Source organism: Catellatospora vulcania (assembly GCF_009720385.1).
Taxonomy (GTDB): Bacteria; Actinomycetota; Actinomycetes; order Mycobacteriales; family Micromonosporaceae; genus Catellatospora; species Catellatospora vulcania.
Map to the genome: position 1 here is coordinate 109768 of NZ_ML769301.1, position 21466 is coordinate 131233.

Genomic DNA, 21466 nt, shown 5'->3' on the forward strand with positions numbered 1-21466 from the left:
ACCGCCCGTGAGCAGCACCGGCGCGCAAGCCCAGGCTCGCCGCGGGTGTGCCGTCCCGGCTCGGCGTGTACCGGTCAGCAGCAACGGCGCAGCCGGCCCCGCCGACCGACGGCGGGACCGGATCAGTTCGCTAGGAGGAACTCCATGCTGTCCCGACGCACATGGTCCATCGCCATGGCGGCAACCGTCACGGCAAGCCTGCTCTGGCCCGCCCCCGCCCACAGCGCCTCGCCGCAGCTGATCGTCGACCTCGCCACGAACACCGGTGCGCTGCGCTACGGCGCGACCGGGTTCCTCTACGGGCTCGGGGACGACGGCATCCCGAACGACACCATGCTCGCGGCGCTGCGGCCGCAGGTCACCGCACAGAAGGCGCCCGACGGGCTGCAGCACCCCAACGGCGACGCGCTCAAGGTCGCGCCGCTGTTCAAGCGCACCGGCGGCAAGGACATCCAGGTGTACATGCAGGACGTCTACGGCCAGTGGCCGTACGAGAACCTGGGCATCAACGACTACCTCGCCAAGGTCGACACGATGACCCGCAAGATCGTCGCCGACCCGTACCGCACCTCGTACGTGTACGTGCCGTTCAACGAGCCGGACGGGATCTGGTACTCCGGCAATCTCGCCGGGCTGCAGAACGACTGGAAGCTGGTCTACCAGAAGATCCGCTCCATCGACCCGGGGGCGCGCATCGCCGGCCCGAACTACTCGGCCTACCACGCTAGCCACTACCGCTCGTTCATGACCTGGGCCAAGGCCAACAACGTGCTGCCGGATGTCATGACGTGGCACGAGCTGGGCAACGACTTCTTCACCAGCTGGTACACCCACTACAACGACTACCGGTCCATCGAGTCCAGCCTCGGCATCAGCGCCCGCCCCATCTCGATCAACGAGTACGGCCGCTCCTCCGGCGACCTCGGCGTGCCGGGCAACCTGGTCCAGTTCGTCACCCGGTTCGAGAACAGCAAGGTAGACGGCTGCCTGGCCTACTGGACCTCGGCCGGCACCCTCAACGACCTGGTGACCCGCAACAACCAGGCCACCGGCGGCTGGTGGCTGTACAAGTGGTACGGCGAGCTGACCGGCCACACCGTCGTGGTCACCCCGCCCACGCAGAACGGCTCCCTGCAGGGCCTGGCCGCCCTCGACCCGGCCAAGAAGCAGGCCCGGGTCGTCTTCGGCGGCGCGTCCAGCGTCAGCACCACCTATGACACCGACGTGATCGTCAAGGGCCTGGGCTCGGCGTCCTACCTCGGCACGACCGTGCACGCCACGGTGTGGGGCGTCAACACCTCCGGCCTGAACGCCTCGCCGGGCCCGTACCTGGTGAAGGAGGGCGACTACGTCTCCTCCGGCGGGCAGGTCACCATCCCGCTGACCGGCCTCAACGGCGGTGCCGCGTACCACGTGGTCGTCACCCCGAACACCGACCTGTCCGCCGCGTCGAGCAGCCGCTACGAGGCCGAGTACGCCCGCACCGCGGGCAGCGCCGCGATCACGTACGGGGCCAACACCGGCTACTCCGGCACGTACTTCGTCGAGGGCTACGGCGCCAGCAGCAATGCGAGCACCCAGTTCGTGGTGACCGCGCCGAGCAACGGCTACTACAACCTGGGCCTGCGCTACTCCGCCGGGCCCTACACCGGCGCGCCCGCGGCCAGGTCCGTGCGGCTCAACGTCAACGGCTCGCTGCTGACCACCCTGGCGCTGCCGGGCACCGCGAACTGGAACACCTGGAACACGGTCACCACCAAGGTGTTCCTGCCCGCCGGGGTGAACCGGGTCAACGTCGACGCCTACACCGGCGACGACGCCGACGCGGTCAACCTCGACTACCTCGACGTGGCCGCGACGACCGGCACGATCACCAACTACGAGGCCGAGAGCAGCGCCAACACCCGCGGCGGCACCGCGGCCGTGGCATCCAACAGCAGCGCTTCCGGCGGCTCCTACGTCGGCTACGTCGGCAACGGCGCGGCCAACACACTGCAGTTCAACAACGTCAACGCCCCGGCGGCCGGCAAGTACCGGGTGGTCGTCGGCTACGCCAACGGCGAGCTGGGCGCGGGCGCGTCCAACTACAACACCAACGTCGTCGACCGGTACGCCGACATCAGCGTCAACGGCGGCGCGACCAGGCGGGTGTACTTCCGCAACACGCTGGGCTGGTCGAACTTCTGGACCACCACCGTCGACGTGGACCTGGCCGCCGGCGCCAACACCATCAGGTTCGCCAACAGCAGCCGGTACGCGCCGGACCTGGACCGCATCCAGGTGGCCGCCGCCATCGGCTGACCCGTGCCGCCTCCGCGCCGCCCCACCGCAGCGGCGCGGAGGCACCCCCCGGCCCTCACCGAGCCGGAACACCATCGCCGCACGCAACACCGTCGGTGAACCATGCCCCGGCACCGCACCGGGGTGTCCAGTGAGGAGAGACGTTCATGCCGATCGACACCGCCGAGCTCGTCCGGTGGGGCCACGCCGCCCTGACCGTGCTGGTGGACGTGTCGCCGCACGAGCCGGTACGCCTGCGCACGCTGTCGGGCGGCCCGGCCGGGGCGGGCACGCCCGAGCTCAACCAGCCGCTGGTCGAGCTGCTCGTGGCAGGCTCCGGGCGGGCCCAGACCTCGCAGCGGCTCAACGACACGGTGCTCGGCCGCAGGCTGCGTTACTCCGGCAGCACCCAGACGGTCGACGGGCGCTGGCACCAGCTGCGCCTCGACCTGCGCGACGAGCAGAGCGGGCTGTCCGCCGCGGTGTTCCTACGCTCGGCGGAGGGAGTCAGCGCCTGCCAGACCTGGACCACGGTCACCAACGAGGGCGCCGACCCGGTGCTGCTGCAGGCCGTGACGTCGTTCGCCGCCGGGTTCAGCGGGGGACCCGTCGACGACCTCGACGTGCTGTCGGCCGACAGCGAATGGCTGGCCGAGGGCCGGTGGACGCGCCGGGCGCTGCGCGAATCGGCGGCCGTGGACCTGAACCTGGGCCTGCACGGCCAGGACGGACGCGGCAGGCTCGCCGTCACCAGCGGCGGCACCTGGTCCACCGGACGGCACCTGCCCACCGCCGGGCTGACCGACCGGGTCACCGGGCACACCTGGCTGTGGCAGATCGAGCACAACGGGGCCTGGCGCTGGGAGATCGGCGAGCGGCTGGCCGGGGCGTACGTCGCGCTGCTCGGCCCGACCGACCTCGACCACCAGTGGCTGGAGACGCTGCGGCCGGGAGAGTCGTTCACGACCGTGCCGGTCTCGGTCGCGGTGTCCGGCGGCGGCCTCGACGGCGCGGTGGCGGCGCTGACCGCGCACCGGCGGGCACTGGTCCGCCCGGAGTTGACGGGGGCCGGGCGGCCCGTGGTGTTCAACGACTACATGAACACCCTCATGGGCGACCCGACGACCGCGAAGCTGCTGCCGCTTATCGACGCCGCCGCCGCCGTCGGAGCCGACGTGTTCTGCATCGACGCCGGCTGGTACGACGACGGCGGGGCCTGGTGGGACAGCGTCGGGCAGTGGCTGCCGTCGACGACCCGGTTCCCCGGCGGCATCGGCGAGGTCCTGGACCGCATCCGCGAGCGCGGCATGGTGCCGGGGCTGTGGCTGGAACCCGAGGTCATCGGAGTCCGCAGCGTGATGGCCGACCGGCTGCCCGCGGCCGCGTTCCTGCAGCGCGGCGGCATACGCCTGGTCGAGCACGGCCGCCACCACCTCGACCTGCGCCACCCGGCGGCCGTCGCGCACCTCGACGAGGTCGTGGACCGGCTCGTCGGCATGGGTGTCGGCTACCTGAAACTCGACTACAACATCGACCCGGGCCCCGGCACCGACCTGGCCGCGGCCAGCGCCGGCAGTGGCCTGCTCGGCCACAACCGGGCACACCTGGCGTGGCTGGACGGGATCCTGGACCGGCACCCGCACCTGATCCTGGAGAACTGCGCGTCCGGGGCGATGCGCATGGACTACGCGCTGCTGTCGCGGCTGCACCTGCAGTCGACCAGCGACCAGCAGGACTACCTGCGCTACCCGCCGATCGCGGTCGCCGCGCCCATGTCGATGCTGCCCGAGCAGGCCGCGAACTGGGCCTACCCGCAGCCCGACATGACCGACGAGCAGATCGCGTTCACCCTGTGCACCGGGCTGGCCGGGCGGCTGTACCTGTCGGGCGACCTCGGCGCGATGACCGACCCCCAGCGCGCCTCGGTGACCGCCGCGGTGCAGGCCCACCACCTCGTACGCGCCGACCTCGGCAGCGCCGTCGCGCACTGGCCGCTGGGCCTGCCCGCCTGGACCGACCCCTGGCTCAGCCTCGCGCTCACCGCGGCCGACACCACCTGGCTGACCGTGTGGCGCCGGCCCGGCGCGAGCTCCGACACCGCCCTGCACCTGCCCCACCTGGCCGGACGTGACGTGGCCGTCGACGTGATCTACCCTCGCGACCTCGACCCGTGGACGAGCCGATGGGACGCCGACACCGCAACCCTGCACCTGGAAAGCCGCACCCCGACCCCGACCGCGCGAATGTTCCGCATCCGCGCCCACTAGGCGTCCCACGCCGTCCGGCCCGACCCCGGGCCGGTGCCTCCCACCGAGTAATCAAGGAGATACCGATGAGAATGCCAAGGCGCGCCCTCGCCGCGCTGGCCCTGGTGGCCCTGGTGGCCACCGGGTGCAGCGACCCCGCCTCCGAGACCACGACCGGCGGGCCCGCCACCTGGGCCGAGCCGACCGCGAAACTCGACGGCGTCACACTGACCATCTGGGCCGCACAGAACAGCAACACCGTGCCCAAGCAGGTCATCGAGGCGTTCCAGGCCGCCACCGGGGCCAAGGTCGACGTCGTCACCATCCCCGACCCGTACGAGCAGAGCGTGCAGACCAAGGTCGCCACCGGCGACAAGCCCGACCTCGCGTTCTGGCAGCCGACCGCGTCGATGCTCACCGCCCTCAACGCCAAGGCCAACCTGCAGACCCTCGACGGCGCGCCCTGGCTGGACAAGCTCACCCCGGCGCTGCGCGACATCACCGGCCTGCTCGACGGCGCCCGCTACGCCGCGCTGGTCACCAGCCCCGCCGTCGAAGGCGTCTACTACAACAAGGAGGTGTTCGCCGCCAACGGCATCACCGCCACCCCGAAGAACTTCGGCGAGATGCTCACCGCCGCCCGGCAGCTCAAGGCCAAGGGCGTCACCCCGTTCTTCGAGATGGGCAAGGACCGCTGGGCCACCCAGTGGTGGGTGCAGGTGCAGCTCGCCGACGCCGCCAAGGCCGGACTCTGGGACAAGATCAACAAGAAGCAGGAGACGTTCTCCAGCCCTGTCGTGCTCGACGCCATCAAGCAGTACCAGGCGCTGATCAACGAGGGCCTGTTCAACGCCGACATCAAGACCGCGACCTTCGACGACCAGGGCGCGGCGCTGCTGTCCGGCAAGGCCGCCATGGCTGTACAGGTCAACTCCTTCTTCGGCCAGCTGCAGGCCAAGGCCGACACCGCCACCCTCGACGCCAAGATCGGCTTCTTCCCGATCTCGCCGACCGGCAACGTCGGCACCTTCATCCCCGACCAGAGCAACGCCCTGGTCGCGTTCAAGACCGGCGACGCCAAGCGCGAAGCCGCCGCCCGCCAGCTGCTCGCCTACTGGATGGGCCCCGGCTACGCCGGCTTCATCGCCGACCGCAAGACCGTCTCCCTGCAGACCGCCGTGCAGAGCCCCGCGGGCGTTCCGAAGGCGCTGCTGGACGTGCACTCCTCGCTGAGCAGCTCGGTCGGCTCGATGCAGGCCCTCGCGGTCGCCAACCCCGACCTGTACATCAACCTCGCCGACATGATCGCCGGCACGATGACCCCCGAACAGGTCGCGACCACCACTCAGGAGCAGTTCGCCCAGCTCGCCAAGGCTGCCGGCGTACCCGGCTTCTGACCCCCGACCCCGCGGTGAGGGCGGCCGCCTACCCCCGCCCTCACCGCGGAGCACACCACGAAAGGAGCCACCCATGTCGACTGTCCTCGACCACGCCACCGGCGTCCCCACCGGAACGCCACCGCAGGACAGCGCCCGGGCCACGCCGGCCAGGGCCCGCCGCAGCTCGGCGATCAGCCGGCACACCCACCCGATGTGGTTCCTCGTCCCGGCGTTCGCGATCCTGTTCGTCTTCTTCTTCCTGCCCACCGTCTTCAACTTCGTCTACGCGTTCACCGACTGGTCCGGTTTCAAGAGCCAGATCAACCCCGTCGGCTGGGACAACTTCACCGATCTCGCCGGCAGCGGCACCCTGTACGCCTCGCTGCGGATCACCATCGGCTACGCCGTGCTCGTCGCCGTGTTCCAGAACCTGTTCGGCTTCGCCCTGGCCGTCCTGCTCGAACGCGACACCCGCCTCAACCACCTCGTACGGGTGCTGTTCCTCATCCCCGTGCTGATGTCCGCGCTCGCCGTCGGCTACATCTTCCAGGCCCTGCTCAAGCCCGAAGGCGCCCTCAACGGGCTGCTGTCCGCCCTCACCGGCGCCGACGTGCACACCGCCTGGCTCGGCAGCACCAGCTGGACCATCGTGGTCGTCGCCGCCATCCACGCCTGGAAGTGGATGGGCCTGTCCATGCTCATCTACCTCGCCGGATTCAAGACCATCCCCGTCGACCTCGTCGAGGCCGCGCACATCGACGGCGCATCGCCCTGGCGGGCGTTCTGGTGCATCCGGTTCCCGCTGCTGGCCCCCGCGGTCACCTTCAACGTCGCCACCGCACTGCTCGGCTCCATGAACGGCTTCGACATCGTCCAGGCCACCACCGCGGGCGGCCCCGCCCGCACCACCGAGATCCTCAACATCTTCATCTACCGCACCTTCGGGCAGGGCCTGTTCGCCCAGGCGACCACCATGAGCCTGATGCTGTTCCTGCTGGTCGCGCTGCTCGCCTTCCCCGTCATCCGCTTCCTGCGCAAGCGTGAGGAGATCCTGTGACCCAGCCGACCTACCCGGCCCGCCGACCGGTCCGCGCCCGCCGGCACGAGGTGAGCATCTGGTCGCGGCTGCGCCCGCCGTTCGTCACCGTGCTGGCCGCGGTCCTCATCGGCGTACCCCTGTGGCTGGTCGTCGCGACCGCCGGCAAGTCCCAGGGCGAAGCGCTCACCCCGAACCTGTCCTGGCCGACCGACTGGCAGCTCGGGCAGAACCTGGCCGACGTGTGGACCCAGGGCGACATCCCCGCCGCGTTCCTGGGCAGCCTGCTCGTCATGGTGCCCGCCGTCGCCGGGGTGCTCACCCTCGGCTCGATGGCCGCCTGGGTCCTGGCCCGCCGTGCCACCAGGCTCAACGCGGTGCTCTACGCCCTGGCCATCAGCGGCATCGTGCTGCCCCCGGCCGTGGTCACCATCGTGCTGCTGCTGCGCCAGCTCGGCCTGGCCGGCAGCTCGCTCGGGATGATCGGCGTCTACATGGGCATCTACCTGTCCACCGTCATCTTCTTCGTCACCGGCTTCATCCGCACCGTGCCGATCTCGCTGGAGGAGGCCGCCCGCGTCGACGGGGCCCGCCCCGCCGTCGTGTTCATCCGGATCATCCTGCCCGTGCTGCGCCCCGTGCTGGCCACCGCGACGATCCTGATCTGCCTGTACGTCTGGAACGACGTCTTCTACTCGTTCTTCGTCGTCGGCGGCCGGCTCGACACCCTGCCGCTGAACCTGTTCCAGGTCGCCAGCGCGGGCCTCTACCTCAACAACTGGCACCTCATCTTCGCCTACATCATCCTGATGAGCCTGCCGCTGCTCATCGTTCTCGCGGTGGCCCAACGAAAGATCATTTCAGGTATCACCAGCGGCGCGGTCAAATGACGGCGATGGATTTCGGCGGCCGCCGCCGTGACCGCCCTCGCGGGGGTGGTCGCGGCCACCTCGCAGGGCGCGGCAGCAACCCGCCCGAGGGCCGCGCCCCCGCGCCCCGAGGCCGATCTGCTCCATGACGCGGAGCAGATCCTGATCGGTCGCTGCAACCACGGCTCGGGGCGCGACGGCTGACAGACGCGGGTCGACGACGAGATCGCGGGCTTCGAGTGGTCGTCGTCCTGCGGCTGATCAGGTGACATGGGGTGGCACCCGTCGGGTGCCACCCCATGTCGTGTCCGGACACGGTATTGCCCGGACGACTCCGTAAGTCTAAGCTTACCGTTCGTGGACGCTTACGGAGATCCTGGACTGGGCCTGCTCGGCGACCCGACCCGACGTGCGATCTTCGAGCTGCTGGCCCGGCAACCGTGCTCCGTGGGCGAGCTGGCCACCCGCCTGCCGATCAGCCGGCCCGCGGTGTCCCAGCACCTGCGGGTGCTCAAGGACGGCGGCCTGGTCGTCAGCCGAGCCGAAGGCACCCGCCGCGTCCACCAGCTCAACCCCGACGGAGTGACCGCGCTGCGCGCCTACCTGGACCGTGTCTGGGAAGACGCGCTCACGGCCTTCCAGAAGGCTGCCGACAACGCCGGATCCGAGCAGGAGAAACAATGACCACCGCACCCGCGATTCCGCCCCTCCATGGCAAGATCACCGTCGGCGTGTCCGCCGAGCGGGCGTTCGACCTGTTCACCCGATCGTTCAACACCTGGTGGCCGGCGCAGTTCCACATCGGCCAGGCCGAGCCGGCCGAAGCCGTCATCGAACCCCACGTGGGCGGGCGCTGGTACGAGCGCGGCGTCGACGGCAGCGAGTGCGACTGGGGCCGTGTGCTGGCCTGGGAGCCGCCGCACCGCCTCGTCGTCACCTGGCAGATCAACGGGATGTGGCAGTTCGACCCCGAGCCCGCCAACGCCAGCGAGATCGAGATCCGGTTCACCCCGGACGGGCCCGAGCAGACCGTCGTCGATCTCGAACACCGCCACCTCGAGCGCCTTGTCGCCGGCCAGGCGATGCGCGACGCGCTCGTCGGTGGTGGCGACTGGCGCGCCGTCCTCGAGCTGTTCGCCAAGGCGGCAGTCGACCAGCGGCGCGCCGGCGATCAGTTGCTGTAGAGGTACTTCACCCCGGAGATCGCCATGGCGCTGGTCCGGGAGCCTCGCACGCCGGTGTTGAGGTTGCGCCATCCCATGTGGCTGCTCGCCTCGTGGATGTACCCGCCTGCCGACGTGTAGATCAACTTTTCACCGTTGTTGTTGGCTGCCGCGATGCCGGAGTTCGACACCCCGGAGATCCCGGTCCACACGTTCGCCCAGCCGGCGTTGCTGGCCGCCTCGTACACCGAGCCTCCGTTGACCACGTAGAGGATCTTCGTGGAGCCGTGCGTGATCGCGGCGACGGCCGAGCCGGGCACGCCGGAGTTGAGGTTGCGCCAGCCGTTCGCGCTGCTGGCCTCGTGGACGTAACCGCCGACGATGCTGTAGATGTACTTGATCCCGTCAAGCGCGATCACGGAGATCGACGAGGCGCCGACCCCGCCGATCCCGGTGTTGAGGTTGCGCCATCCGTTGGCGCTGTGTGCTTCGTGCACGTACCCGCCCACCACGGAGTAGATGTACTTGACGTTGTTGAGGTTGAGCGCCGCCAGCGCCGTGCCCTGTGCGCCGCTGATCCCGGTCCACAGATTGTTCCAGCCGGTGCTGCTGGCCGCCTCGAACACCTGGCCGCCCCGCAGGCTGTAAAGGATCTTCGTGCCGCCGACGCCGATCGCCGCCGTCGACGAACCGGTGACCGGCCCGTTGGCGCCGCCCACGGCCAGCGCCCGCCAGCCGTTGTTGCTGGCGGCTTCGAACACCTGCCGCGCCGCCGCCGCGCGGGCCTGGGCCAGCAGTTGCTCGGCGACGGGCCGGGCCTCGTCGTAGCGGGTCGGGAAGGCCGATCGCTGCACACCCTGGGCGACCTGCCCGGCTGTCCAGGAAGGATTGGCCGCGGCCAGCGGGATGGCGCGGCTGAAGAACGAGTTGCTGGCGAAACGCACGTCCAGGATCTGTGCCGCGGTGCCCCAGCCCTGCGAGGGCCGCTGCTGGAAGACACCGAGGGAGTCCCGGTCGCCGCAGTTGAGGTTGTTCATGTGCGACTCCACCCAGCCCGCCTCGAAGCCGGCGAGCAGTACGCGCTCGCTCGCGCCCAGCTCCGTGGCGACGGCGTAGACGGCGTCGAGCACCGCGGGGTCGGCGGTGGACGGAATGGACCCGCAGGCGGCGTTGGCTGCCGTGGCGGGGGAGAGGGGCTCCATCGCCACCAGCCCGGCGGCGGCGGCGAACAGGCTCAGGGCGCTTCGGCGGGTGATTGCGGGCACGGGTTCCTCTGGCGGGGGGTAGGGGTGGGTCGTGTGACGCCCGTTCCGAGGCGGCAGCGCCGTGCAGCGTACATATCGGACCGTACAACGAATGCACATTCTGTCTGCGGTCCCGCCGTGCCCCCTTCGCGTTGTGCGAATCCGCAGTTCAGGGCGCGGCAGAACACGGGACTGCCGGTTGGCGCCGGTCGAATTGCAGTCGTGGCACCACGCTGCGGCCGGCTCGGGGTCGGTGGCCAGAGCACCTCGATCGGGCGCCTTCGGCAGAGCGGGCCGGCGAATTCGGCGTAGCAGCGCCATCGTCAGTTAACGGCGTTACGAGAACTTCCATGTATGGATGCGATCCACCGTTTCTCGTGTGGTGTCAAGTTTGTTTGACATGGCGGCGACCCTGGGCCTATCGTTGGGCTTGTCAAAAATATTTGACACCGTCCCCAGAAAGGAGCTGCTGTGGCACGGGCAAAGCTCCCGCCCCGGTGGGTCATCCACGCGGCCTGGCGGATTCACCGAGGCATCTATCGCGTCAGCGGTGGGCGCATGGGACTGTCCCGCCCGAAGCCGGGCGGCTGGGGCACCCTGCGGCTGACCACCACCGGACGCCGCAGCGGCCGCGAGCGCAGCGTGCTGGTCGGCTACTACGAGGACGGTCCCAACCTGGTCACGATGGCCATGAACGGCTGGGGAGCCGCCGAACCCGCCTGGTGGCTCAACCTGCTCGCCCGTCCTGAAGCGACGGCAGAACTCAACGGCGAGTTCCGCCACGTGACCGCTCGGGCCGCGGTGGGCGACGAAAGGCGACGGCTCTGGGACCGCTGGCGCACCATCGACGCGAACCTGGACGAGTACGCCGCACGCCGGCCCCGGGAAACCACGGTGGTGGTGCTCGAAACGCGCAGCCTGCCGGAGATCGGGGGCAGCGCCGGCTGATCCGCGCTGGTCGGGTGGCCGGCGGACCGAACACGCACCGCGCGAGGTGACCCGGAACCTCTGCTCACCAGTCGCCAGCCGGAAGACCGGTCCTGTTTGACCCGTGTTCAGGTGGCGGCCGCAGCGGCGATGAAAGCTGTCGCCGCGCCCACGTCGGGGCGCGCGGTATCTGCGGAAGGAAGCAGCTGTGCGAATCGGTCCACGGGCAGGCATTCGACTCGTCCTGGCGGTACTGCTGGGGACAGCGGTCACCGGCCTCGTCGTTCCAGCCGCGCACGCGGCAGCCACGGACGTCCGCATCAACGAGGTCGAGTCGAGCGGTGGCAGCCCCGGTGACTGGGTCGAGGTGACCAACATCGGCGCCACCGCGGTCGACCTGTCCGGCTGGGTGGTCAAGGACAACGACGCCGGCCACGCGTACACGATCGCCGCCGGGGTTTCCCTGGCACCGGGCGCGTTCCTGGCCCTGGACGTGGACCCGGCGTTCGGCCTCGGCAGTGCCGACTCGGCCCGCCTGTACCAGGCCGGTGGCAGCACCCTGGTCGACTCCTACACCTGGACCAGCCACGCGGGCACCACCTACGGCCGGTGCGCGAACGGCACCGGGGCGTTCACGACCACCACCACGGCCACCAAGGCCTCGGCGAACGCGTGCCCGCCGCCCCCGCCCGCCGCCTGGCCGGGCGGCTCCGGGGTCGCCAACGCCGACACCACCGGCTTCTTCGGCGCCAACCTCAGCGGGGTGGCCTACGAGAACGCGTCGGTGGTGTGGGCGGTGAAGAACGGCCCCGGCAAGTTGTACCGGCTGGTCCCCAACGGCGCCCTGTGGCAGGCCGACACCACCGGTGGCTGGTCTGCGGGCAAGACCCTGCGGTATGCGAGCGGATCAGGTGACCCGGACGCCGAGGCCGTCGTGTCGACCCCGGACGGTGTCGTGGTGGCCACCGAGCGGGACAACAACAACAGCGGAACGAGCCTGCTCAAGGTCCTGCGCTACGCGACCGCCGGCACCGCCACCAGCCTGAACGCGACCGCCGAGTGGAACCTCACCGCCGACCTGCCCGCCGCAGCGGCCAACAGCGGCCTCGAGGCCATCACGTGGGTGCCGGATGCGGCACTGGTCGCGGCCGGTTTCCGCGACGAGCGCACCGGTGCGCTCTACGACCCGAGCACCTACCCGGGCCACGGCAGCGGGCTCTACCTCGTCGGGCTGGAGTCCAACGGGGCCGTCTACGCGTACGCGCTCAACCAGGCCGGTGGTGGGTTCACCCGGGTCGCCACGATCGCCGGTGGGCAGGCGGCCGTCATGGACCTGGAGTGGGAGCCCGCGACAGGTCGGCTCTGGGCCGTCTGCGACGACACCTGTTCGGGACGCGCCACCACCCTGACCGTGAACGCGCAGGGCCGGTTCGTGGCCACCAGCACCCACAACCGGCCGACCGGCATGTCCAACTACAACAACGAGGGCTTCGCCATCGCCCCGCAGTCCGCCTGCGTCGGCGGCGCCAAGCAGGTGCTGTGGTCCGACGACGGCAACGACAGCAGCCACGCCCTTCGCTCCGGCACGCTGTCCTGCTGAGAGCGGCCTTCTGGACTGATCCCCCGGGTCGCCCGTCGCGCGGCGACGGGCGACCCGATCGTGTCCGGCTGGGCGCCGACGGGGACGCGGCCGCGCCCGGATCGCCGGGTCCCGGGACTCCCGCCGAACCCGTGCTCGACGGGGTCGTCCCGCCGCCGTCGGACCGGCGACCGCCGTCAGGCGGCGGACTGCGCCGCGAGCTGTTGTGCGATCGAGTCCAGGGCCTCGTCCAGCGCGTCCTGGATGCCAGGATGGTCGTCGGCCGCGTCGATCTGCAGGCTGACCAGGGTGGCGTCGCCTCCCGTGGGGGAGACCTTCAGCGAGCCGTGGTACTCGCTGTGTTCCGGCGAACCCCAGGTGATCTCGTGCGCGGCCTCGTCGGCGTGGAACCAGGCCTTGCCTGAGACCTGCTCCTGGTCGCCGTCTCCGTCGGTGTCGACCGCCGCCGTCGTCTGGACGAGTTCCGGGCCGACCTGCCTGGCGGAGGTGATGCGCGGGAAGTAGTTCGGCAGGTTGGCCGGATCGGCGAGATAGGCGAAGGCATCGGTCACGTCGTGGTTGATGCGTTTTTCGGCGTGGTAGGTCGTCACCGCAACTCCTCTGGTCCCACCGACCATATGCAAAAAAAGCCTGTTTCGGGCGTATTGGCGGGAAGCCGGGTGCTCGGCGTGCTGAACCGGTCGAAGGACCGCGGCGCGCAGATCATCCAGCACGCCGATAACGGCACACCCGACCCCTCTGGCGCATCATCCGATCGTGTGACGGGCCCGGACACGAGTCCGGACCTACCGATCTGCCGTCATCCGGGCAGGGCGCACCGCCCTGCCCGGATGACGGCACGCGCTACCTGGCGGCTTCGACGTCCACCACCGACCATCCCACGAACCGGGCGATGTCCTCGTCCGGCGTGCTCAACAGGTCGACCCAGTCCTCCAGCGCGCCGGCCAGGCTGTGCGGGATCCCCGGATTGTCGGGCTCGACCCACTGCCGCGCGATGTCGCCGATGTGGATGAACACCTGATCGGGGTCCAGCGCCGCCAGCACCTCGTCGTCGCGGGTGCCGTCGTCGCCGCTCGCGATGACCTCCCCGGTGTGCCAGTCGGTGTACTCCCACGTGGTCTGGCCGGTCAGCCCGCCGTCGATGATCCGGTGCCCGCTCGCCTGCAGCTTGTCGATCGCGTCCGCGAGACTGCGCTCGGCCTCCCGCTGCGCGACCAGATACCGGCGCACATACTCCTGTACCAGGTCCATGACCAACCCCCCGGAGAAGACGTCGGCGCGTGGTCCGGCCGAGCACGGGCTACAGAGTGCCTGGCCCGCCGCCCGTAGCCAAGGACACACGCCGTAGCCAATCAAGTATTCGCCCGAACGGCCGAAGCTGCCCGCACGCGCATTCGTGGGCGGGCGACAGGCGGCACGGGTCGCCGAGGAGCACCAAGGAAGGGATGTACACGGACGGTGGATCGCCGCAGGGGACGTATGCCATACGATCGATGCATCCGCCCCGACGGCCGACGGAGTGCCATGGCGCAACCGCCGACGAACGCAGCGCAGGATCCCGGCGACGACGCCGATCGGCAGTTGCAGCGCGCGCTGCTCACCGCCACCCGTACCCAGGCGCTGGCCGCGATCGGCGGTGCCGTCGTCGCGGCGCTGGCCCTGCTGATCTCCCTCATGGCGTTGGTGTTCTCGGCGGACGGCTGGCGGCAGCAGCACGCCCTCAACGAGCAGCAGCACGAGCTCAACCAGCTCGCCAGGGAGCGCCAGCTGCGGGTGTACAGCTCGCGGGTGGCACTGTGGGCGGAGTTCGGTGCCGAGAGCAGCAGCACGCTGCCCGCGGGCCTCGACGTGTCGGTACAGAACAGGTCTCCCGTCCCGCTGCAGCGCATCCGCCTGGCCGCGATGCTGGACGGCGGCAGCCCGGCCGCCGCCGAGCTGCGCGACCTGCCGCCCTGCACGATCAGCACGTTCCGGCTCGCCCCGCCCGACAGCGCCGGCTTCGCCCGCGACCAGGACAGCCAGCTGTCGTACAACCTGGTCACGCTGCAGTTCCGCGTCGCCGGACAGCTGTGGACGCTGGCGCCGGACGGCCTGGCGTCCCTGCCCGAGCAACCCCCACCGCCACCGGCTGAGCTGCGCGTGCTGAGGCTGGTCGTCTCGGCGGTCGGCGACTGCGGCGAGTCCGGCTGACCCGAAGGAGCATCGTGACGAGAACGCGTGCCGTCCGGCTGCTGCCGGTGCTGCTGGCCGCCGTGACGGCGGGTGCCTGTGGCAGCGCGGACCCGCCGCCCGTTCCACCGGCGAGGACGGCGGTGGCGAGCTCACCGCCGCCGTCCTGCCCGCTGCCCGCCCGTGAGCCGGTGACCGGCAGCGGGGGACAGCTGCGCACAGCGATACTCGGCTTTCAGGGCCCATACGGCAGCGGGAACTACGCTCTGCCCGAGCAGCTGCTCGCCGCCGTGCCTGACGCGTTCGACCGGCGGCGGCCCAATGACGAACTGTTCGCGCTGGGCATGTTCACCCGCGGCGGCGGGCTGCTCTCGTTCACGGTCACCAACGCCGGAGCGCAGGCCGCCACCGTTTACGATGTGCGGCCGGTCAACATCGTGCGGGAGTGCACACCCCTGGGCATGGCGGTGGAACTGGGCAGCGAGGGCGGCGAGGGGCCGAGTTTCCGCTTCGACCTCGACGCCGCGGCCCCCCGCGCGTTCGAGGTCGATCCGCAGGGTCGGCATACCTGGTTCTTCGAGAAGCGCACCATCACCCTCGAACCGGGTCGGAAGGAGTCCGTCAGCGTCCAGTTCGACACCCTGTTCGGCGCCTACTCCTTCGACCTCGCGATCGCCTTCGAGGCGGGCGGCGCCAAGTACACCCAGCTGCTGCGCAACGACGCCGGGCCGTTCCGGGTCGCGTCGTCGCTGTGCCCGACCCCGGCCGATCGGCAGCAGCTGACCGCCGACCAGGTGGCCCAGCTCAAGAAGCTGCGCTACCGGCAGGTGCGGGTACGCCGCGCGGACAAGGGCGTCTTCTCCATCGTGGCGATCACACCCGAGCAGTACGCCGCCCGATGCCAGACGCTGTGACCAACGCTCGGTCCGACCGGTCCACGCCCCGTGCCGGGCGCTCGACGCTGCCGCGGTGCGCGGCCGGCCCCGACCGGGCCGACGGCGGCCGGATCACCCTGGCCGGACAGCAGCGCGGTGAGCTGCGCGAGCCGAAGCTCACGGTGGCAGGCCGCCGGCGCGTGCCGCCAAGCGCGCGTGCTGACTGCGCCCGTGCCGGTGGCAGGCCTGATCCGGCCGGCAGATCGTGATCACCATGGAGCATCGCTGCTGTTCGGCTTCCTCGCCGGCCCGCCGTGGCAGAATCGCTCGTGCGCAACGAGAAACGCCTGGCCGTAAGGACGCCCGAGTCACGTGCCTTCGCGGTACGCGTACAGGTCGTCATGAACCTGACCTCGCGCCTCAACGCTTTGCCGTTCGACGATCTGGACGGGCGCAGGACGGTGCTGAACGAGATCTTCGGCAGACCCGTGCCGGATTCGCTGTCCATCCTGCCCCCGTTCTACTGCGACTACGGGCTCGGTGCGTCCTTCGGGGAGCGTGTGTTCATCAATCAGGGATGCTTCTTCCTCGACTACGGGGGCATCACCATCGGCGATCGCGTCCTGATCGGTCCCCGAGTGACCCTGAGCACGGCCGGACACCCCGTCGAACTCGGCGAACGCCACGACTTCATCACCCACGCGCCGATCGTCATCGAAGACGACGTCTGGATCGGGGCGGCGGCCACGGTCACCCCCGGCGTGACGATCGGCCGGGGCTCGGTCGTCGGCGCTGGTGCCGTCGTCGCCAAGGACGTGCCACCGCTGAGCGTGGTCACCGCGACAAGTGCTGTCGAGCGCAAGCGCCTGAAACCGTAGCAGTTTCCTAACAGGGGTCTATATAGCAGGATTTGTGATCAATATATGCCAGAATCGGTGATCGGGAAGGGAGGCGCAATGTATGCAACCGTACGTCGTTACGACGGGGTGACCGACCCCCGTGAGGCAGGACGGCGCGTGAAAGAGGGGTTTGTCCCGATCATCAGCGCAGTTCCGGGCATCATCGCCTATTACTGGTTCGACGCCGGCAATGGCGTAATGGTATCGACGAGCGTATTCGAGAGCCGGGACGGCGCGGAGGAATCGAATAGGCGGGCTGCGGACTGGGTGAAGGAGAATCTGGCGTCCCTGCTTCCGAACCCGCCCCAGATCACCGCCGGGGAGGTCGTCGCTCACCGGGCAGAGTGAGGGACCGTCATCATGCCCGAGAACAACCCTGGCACGACCGGGCCGACCGCCGGAGCGCCAGGGTTGCTGCGATCGTGACCGCGTGTCCGCGCCGCGGGTCGTCGATCACGTCCGAGTTCGTGGTGCGGCTCACGGACGACGCGGTGTCCGGCAAGGCCGTCAACGTCGCCTCGGTGCACCTGGCGACCTCTGACAACGAGGACGCCGACTGCGCCTGGGAGCGCTGAAGCACTACTGACGCACGGCTGAGCCGGTGAGGCAGCCCCCCGCGAGGCAAAGCGGCGGCGGCTGTCTCGCCCTTGCTTCACGTCGCCGGCGATTCCTGCCGGTTGCCCGGGGGGTGCGCAGATCTCACACGGAGTGCGACGTCGCGTAACCAAGCTTGCCTAGGTTCGGGAGGTCCAGCAGGCCGAGAGGAGCCACCAATGGTCAACCATTCCGGTGTCGTCGAGACCGCCCGCAAGCAGGTGTCCGCAGCACGTGCGGTGATGGCCGGACACCGGCCCGCGTCACACGGCTGTTGCTCGTGCGGTCGCCACCTTCCGTGCAGTGTGGCGCTGGCCTGTGCCCGAACGAACGAGCATCACAGCGGCATCCTGGCGGCACTGCACCAGGGCGCGTAGTGCCCACCTGCCACGGGCGGGCACGCCGAGTCGGTGAAACCGACTGAGCGCCGGGCAAGGGGGTATGACCCGGGCATGGACCATAAGCTGATCATCTCTACGCAGATGACCGTCGTCGACATGCCGTCCCTCCAGCCCGCAGGACTACTAAGCCGCATTGACGGCCTTCTCGTCAGTCGGCCTTGCCGTACGGCCCGCGCAGCAGCTGCCCGGCGGCCAGGTGCCCACCGTCGGCGGCGGCCCGGAGCCAGGGCAGCGCCGCCGCGGGCCCTTCGGTCTCGTCGAGCAGCCGGGCCAGTTCCCACTGGGCGTCGGTCAGCCCGGCCTCGGCGGCGACCCGGAGCCATCGTCGCGCAGGTTCGTAGTCCCGGCGCAGTTTGAGGCCGAGCCCGAGCATGTGTGCCGCGTGCGCGTCGCCGGCCTCCGCCTGGGCGGTCAGCATTGCCTCATGCCGGGCGGACCAGCGCTCGACGATGGCCGGCAGCGCGAAGCGCCACCCTCCGGTCGCCCAGATCGTCAGCAACCCCGCCGCCAGCCAGAGCCACGTACCCGCGTTGTGGGTCGTGCTGCCGATCGCCGAGAACAGCAGCATCGCGCAGGCCACCAGGAACAGCAGCAGGCTGAGTGCCATGATGAGCCTGCTGGCGTTGGCGGCCGCGGGTGTGCGGAATGACGCGCTCCGGCGCATGATCCACCAGGCGATCGGACCGCCGATGATCATCACGCAGGTCAGCGCCGCTACCGTGTCCATGCAACATCCCGGGTCGGGTCGACTTTAGACGCGAGTGCCGCTTTCAGCCGTCCTGCCTCAGCCATGGGTCCTCCGGGCTCGCTCGGGATTGATGGGACGGGGTCGGGAGTGAACCGGCGCGAAACACGTACCCGTCCGTGACACCAGAATGACGTGCCTCGTCGCGTCCACACCAGACGGATGTCATCAGGGCGGGCCGCGACGGCGGCAGGGGCTCGGATCGTCAGGTGCGGTTCCACTTCTGGTTGTCGCCCGGTCCGCAGGGCCAGAGGATCAGCTGGGTGCCGTTGGCCGTGCCGTTGTCGTAGGCGTCCAGGCACTTGCCCGAGCCGACGCCGACGACCCAGCCGTTGGACCGGACCCGCCACTGCTGCCCGGTCGAGCCGTTGCAGTCGAGGATCTGCACCGGGGTCCCGTCGGCGGTGGCGCCGCCGGCCGCCTCCAGGCACTTGCCGTCGAAGACCCGCAGCTGGTTGCCGGGGGTGGAGGTCCAGGTCTGGTTCATCGCGCGGTGGCAGTCCCACAGCGCGGGCCGGGTGCCGTTGGCCTGGTTGCTGTTGGGCACGTCCACGCAGCGGGCCGACGCGACACCCTTGAGGGAGGCCGGCGTGCTGTTGCGGTGCCACTTCTGGTTGGCGCCGCCGTTGCAGTTCCATACGATCAGGGCGGTGCCGTTGGCCGTGCCGTTGGCGTACGCGTCGAGGCACTTGCCGGAGGCGGCGTTGACGACGGAGCCGTCGCTGTTGACCGTCCAGAGCCGGGTGGCGGCCGTGGTGCAGTCGTTGATCTGCACGGCGGAGCCGTCGGTGGTCCCGGCGGCGGTCAGACACTTGGTGCCGTAGACGAGCAGCTGCCCGGCCGGGTTCACCGTCCACCGCTGGTTGGCGCCGCCGTGGCAGTCCCACAGGGCGACGGCCGTGCCGTTGGTCTGGCTGTTGCCGGGCACGTCGGCGCAGATGCCGGACTCCTGGCCCTTGAGGATGCCGCCCGGATCGCCGGTGCCGCAGCTCAGCATTCCCGCGGTGTAGGGACAGAGCACGGTGGCGAAGCCGCCCCGGGTCGCCAGTGGCACGGAGAGGGTCGCTGTGCTGGTGACGACCCTGGTCTCGCGGAGCAGGCCGCCCGAGCCGTCCCGGACGGTCTCGGCGAGCCACTGGCCGGTGCCGAGGAAGGCGAGCGGGGTCTGGAACGTCTTCGCGGCGAGGGCGGAGATGCCGCCGACGTACCACTTCGTGCCGTTGCGCCGGGCGACGTAGGCCTCCCGGTTGGGGCGACCGCCGAGCAGCCGGGTCTCGTCCCAGGCCGCGGGGAGCTGGTTGAGGATGCGTAGTGCGTCGGGTCGGGCCTCGTAGCTGGCCGGGTTGTCGGCGTCGTGCTGCCAGCCGGACTCGAAGACCACAGCGGTCGCGAGCTCGTGGGCGTCGGTGGTGTCGCGGTTGACGCTGAAGGTGACCGGGGTGAAGTCCATGCCGGCGATGGCGTTGCGGGTGAAGGGGAGCATCGTGTTGAGGGCGGCCCGGTTCTGCTGCTGCTCGGCGCCGAAGACCGCCTCGGCTGTCATGACGTGGGGCCAGGTGCGCTGCATGCCGCGCGGGGTGGCGCTGCCGTGGAAGTTGGCCATCAGCTTCAGCTCGGCCGTGCGGGCGAGCACGGCGTCGTACCATTTCAGGGTGGGCTGGGTGAACTGGTAACTGAAGTCGATCTTCACGCCGGCGACGCCCCAGCTCTTGACCAGCGGCAGCCAAGCCTCGCGCTGCTGGGCGGTCTGCAGGTCGGCCGAGTTGAACCAGACGATCACCCCGACGCCCCGGTCCCGGGCGTAGGTGACCACGCCCGGCAGCCAGCTCGACTGCCAGCCCTCGTCGATGAGGACGTAGCTCCAGCCGTTGCGCTGGGCGAAGTCGACGTACTGCCGCTGCCGGGCGGCGTCGGCCGGGCTGGCGTGCTCGGTCAGCCAGGACCAGGCCACCGTGCCCGGCTTGATCCACGAGGTGTCGGCGAACCTGGCCGGGGCCGAGAGGTCGTCGACGATGGTCGACTCGGTGACGGTCTTCAGATCGCCGATCGCCGCCGTGCGCCACGGTGTCGCCAGCGGCAGGGTGGCGGTGACCGGAGCCGCGGTGATCGAGGTGGTGTAGGTGCTGGAGCCGGCCTGGTGGGACAGCGCGCTCGACGCGTACCGCCCGTCCAGATCGGACTCGGCGAGCAGGGCGAAGACGCCGCCCACGTCGAACAGGGCGGGCACGCCGTAGTTGTTCGACGCGGCGCCACCGGCCGTCGTCTCGAACCACACCCCCTGGTCCTCGATGTCCGGCGGGACCAACCAGGCCGGCGCCGAGGCCGGCAGGGTCCAGGACGAGGCCTCCCGGCGTACGGTGACCGGGCCGCTGCCCGGCAGGAGGTAACGGTAGGCGGCCCCGGCGTCGGAGACACGCACCACGACGTCGAGCCGTGCGCCGGCCGTGCCGGTGAACGACAGCGTCGCCTGGGTGTAGGTGGTCTGCGGGCTGCGTTTCTTGCCGGTCGGCATCGTGTAGGACTCGGTGACCGACTGGTCGGCGCGCGCGGTGAAGACCAGGTTGCGGGTGAGGTCTGCGGCGGCGGTCTCGATGCCGATGGGCGAGGGCAGCAGTACGGCGCTGCCCCGGCTCGACGCGCCGAAGGTGAGCATGCCGCTGTCGAGCGTGACCTCTGCGGAGATCGCACCGGACGGCCCGGTGACCGTCCAGGTGGTGGCGGCTGTCGCGGCGGTGGGGGTGAGGATGACCGCGGTTGCGCTTGCGGCCAGGGCGGTGAGCAGCGCGATGCACGCGCGGAGCCTGCGGCGGATCATGCCGTCTCCTTCAGGGGCGATGACGGGTCAACACGTCCGCCGTGACGTGCGTTCTCATGAGCTCTCGGAAAAGCGCGTCTGATTTCACCACATCCTTACAATATTGAACAAGTGACAAACGTGGATGTGCGGCTCGAGTTTCACCTCGCGCCCGGAGTCGCCGCAGCTGCCATGACGGCAACTCTCGCGGGCGAAAGCACCGTCCTGTCGGGAATCGCTCCGTC

General features: G+C 70.2%; 19 protein-coding genes. 14 read left to right on the top strand and 5 right to left on the bottom strand.

The window, feature by feature from the left end; translation table 11 throughout:
- Positions 1-174: 174 nt before the first annotated feature.
- The 7 genes from F6W97_RS00520 to F6W97_RS00550 all read left to right on the top strand — a co-directional run bounded on the left by F6W97_RS00520 (position 175) and on the right by F6W97_RS00550 (position 8994).
- The gene (locus F6W97_RS00520; RefSeq protein WP_230686285.1) at positions 175-2301 is read left to right on the top strand and encodes a carbohydrate-binding protein; all 2127 of its coding nucleotides are present in this window, start codon (positions 175-177) and stop codon (positions 2299-2301) included.
- Between the two features lie 146 nt (positions 2302-2447).
- Positions 2448-4547, top strand: coding sequence for a glycoside hydrolase family 36 protein (locus tag F6W97_RS00525; protein WP_155368078.1), 2100 nt, complete (start codon positions 2448-2450; stop codon positions 4545-4547).
- Between the two features lie 65 nt (positions 4548-4612).
- On the top strand, positions 4613-5923 hold the full coding sequence (locus F6W97_RS00530; RefSeq protein WP_155368079.1) for an ABC transporter substrate-binding protein: 1311 nt from the start codon (positions 4613-4615) through the stop codon (positions 5921-5923).
- A gap of 73 nt (positions 5924-5996) precedes the next feature.
- A complete protein-coding gene (locus F6W97_RS00535; protein WP_196278911.1) occupies positions 5997-6962 on the top strand; it encodes a carbohydrate ABC transporter permease in 966 nt (321 codons plus the stop codon).
- The gene (locus tag F6W97_RS00540; protein WP_230686286.1) at positions 6959-7831 is read left to right on the top strand and encodes a carbohydrate ABC transporter permease; all 873 of its coding nucleotides are present in this window, start codon (positions 6959-6961) and stop codon (positions 7829-7831) included. Before F6W97_RS00535 ends, F6W97_RS00540 begins: the two co-directional genes overlap by 4 nt.
- 336 nt (positions 7832-8167) lie before the next feature.
- Entirely contained in the window at positions 8168-8494 is a 327-nt protein-coding gene (locus tag F6W97_RS00545) for an ArsR/SmtB family transcription factor (protein ID WP_230686287.1), read from the top strand.
- Positions 8491-8994, top strand: coding sequence for an SRPBCC family protein (locus F6W97_RS00550; RefSeq protein ID WP_155368081.1), 504 nt, complete (start codon positions 8491-8493; stop codon positions 8992-8994). Before F6W97_RS00545 ends, F6W97_RS00550 begins: the two co-directional genes overlap by 4 nt.
- Here F6W97_RS00550 and F6W97_RS00555 read toward each other — a convergent pair.
- Entirely contained in the window at positions 8982-10238 is a 1257-nt protein-coding gene (locus F6W97_RS00555; RefSeq protein WP_155368082.1) for a hypothetical protein, read from the bottom strand. The genes F6W97_RS00550 and F6W97_RS00555 overlap by 13 nt on opposite strands.
- A gap of 450 nt (positions 10239-10688) precedes the next feature.
- Between F6W97_RS00555 and F6W97_RS00560 the strand changes: the two genes are divergently transcribed.
- Positions 10689-11165, top strand: a complete 477-nt coding sequence (locus F6W97_RS00560; protein WP_155368083.1) for a nitroreductase/quinone reductase family protein — start codon at positions 10689-10691, stop codon at positions 11163-11165.
- 187 nt (positions 11166-11352) lie between these two features.
- A complete protein-coding gene (locus F6W97_RS00565; RefSeq protein ID WP_230686289.1) occupies positions 11353-12744 on the top strand; it encodes a lamin tail domain-containing protein in 1392 nt (463 codons plus the stop codon).
- A 176-nt stretch (positions 12745-12920) separates the two neighbouring features.
- On the opposite strand, the gene F6W97_RS00570 is transcribed toward F6W97_RS00565, so the two are convergent.
- Positions 12921-13334, bottom strand: coding sequence for an SRPBCC family protein (locus F6W97_RS00570; protein WP_196278912.1), 414 nt, complete (start codon positions 13332-13334; stop codon positions 12921-12923).
- A 253-nt stretch (positions 13335-13587) separates the two neighbouring features.
- On the bottom strand, positions 13588-13995 hold the full coding sequence (locus F6W97_RS00575) for a hypothetical protein (protein WP_155368085.1): 408 nt from the start codon (positions 13993-13995) through the stop codon (positions 13588-13590).
- A 273-nt stretch (positions 13996-14268) separates the two neighbouring features.
- Here F6W97_RS00575 and F6W97_RS00580 point away from each other — a divergent pair, with 273 nt between their 5' ends.
- The 5 genes from F6W97_RS00580 (at position 14269) to F6W97_RS00600 (ending at position 17262) form a co-directional block, all read left to right on the top strand.
- Positions 14269-14934 carry a hypothetical protein gene (locus F6W97_RS00580; RefSeq protein WP_155368086.1) on the top strand — a complete coding sequence of 222 codons (666 nt, stop codon included), beginning with the start codon at positions 14269-14271 and terminating at the stop codon, positions 14932-14934.
- A gap of 14 nt (positions 14935-14948) precedes the next feature.
- On the top strand, positions 14949-15827 hold the full coding sequence (locus F6W97_RS00585; protein WP_155368087.1) for a hypothetical protein: 879 nt from the start codon (positions 14949-14951) through the stop codon (positions 15825-15827).
- A gap of 290 nt (positions 15828-16117) precedes the next feature.
- A complete protein-coding gene (locus F6W97_RS00590; protein ID WP_155368088.1) occupies positions 16118-16666 on the top strand; it encodes a sugar O-acetyltransferase in 549 nt (182 codons plus the stop codon).
- A 78-nt stretch (positions 16667-16744) separates the two neighbouring features.
- The gene (locus F6W97_RS00595) at positions 16745-17035 is read left to right on the top strand and encodes a hypothetical protein (RefSeq protein WP_155368089.1); all 291 of its coding nucleotides are present in this window, start codon (positions 16745-16747) and stop codon (positions 17033-17035) included.
- Between the two features lie 74 nt (positions 17036-17109).
- Positions 17110-17262, top strand: coding sequence for a hypothetical protein (locus tag F6W97_RS00600; protein WP_155368090.1), 153 nt, complete (start codon positions 17110-17112; stop codon positions 17260-17262).
- Positions 17263-17830: 568 nt separating this feature from the next.
- Here F6W97_RS00600 and F6W97_RS00605 read toward each other — a convergent pair.
- Complete coding sequence (locus tag F6W97_RS00605) at positions 17831-18409, bottom strand: tetratricopeptide repeat protein (protein ID WP_155368091.1); 579 nt, start codon at positions 18407-18409, stop codon at positions 17831-17833.
- Between the two features lie 223 nt (positions 18410-18632).
- On the bottom strand, positions 18633-21242 hold the full coding sequence (locus F6W97_RS00610; protein WP_155368092.1) for a glycoside hydrolase family 97 protein: 2610 nt from the start codon (positions 21240-21242) through the stop codon (positions 18633-18635).
- Between the last annotated feature and the right edge of the window lie 224 nt (positions 21243-21466).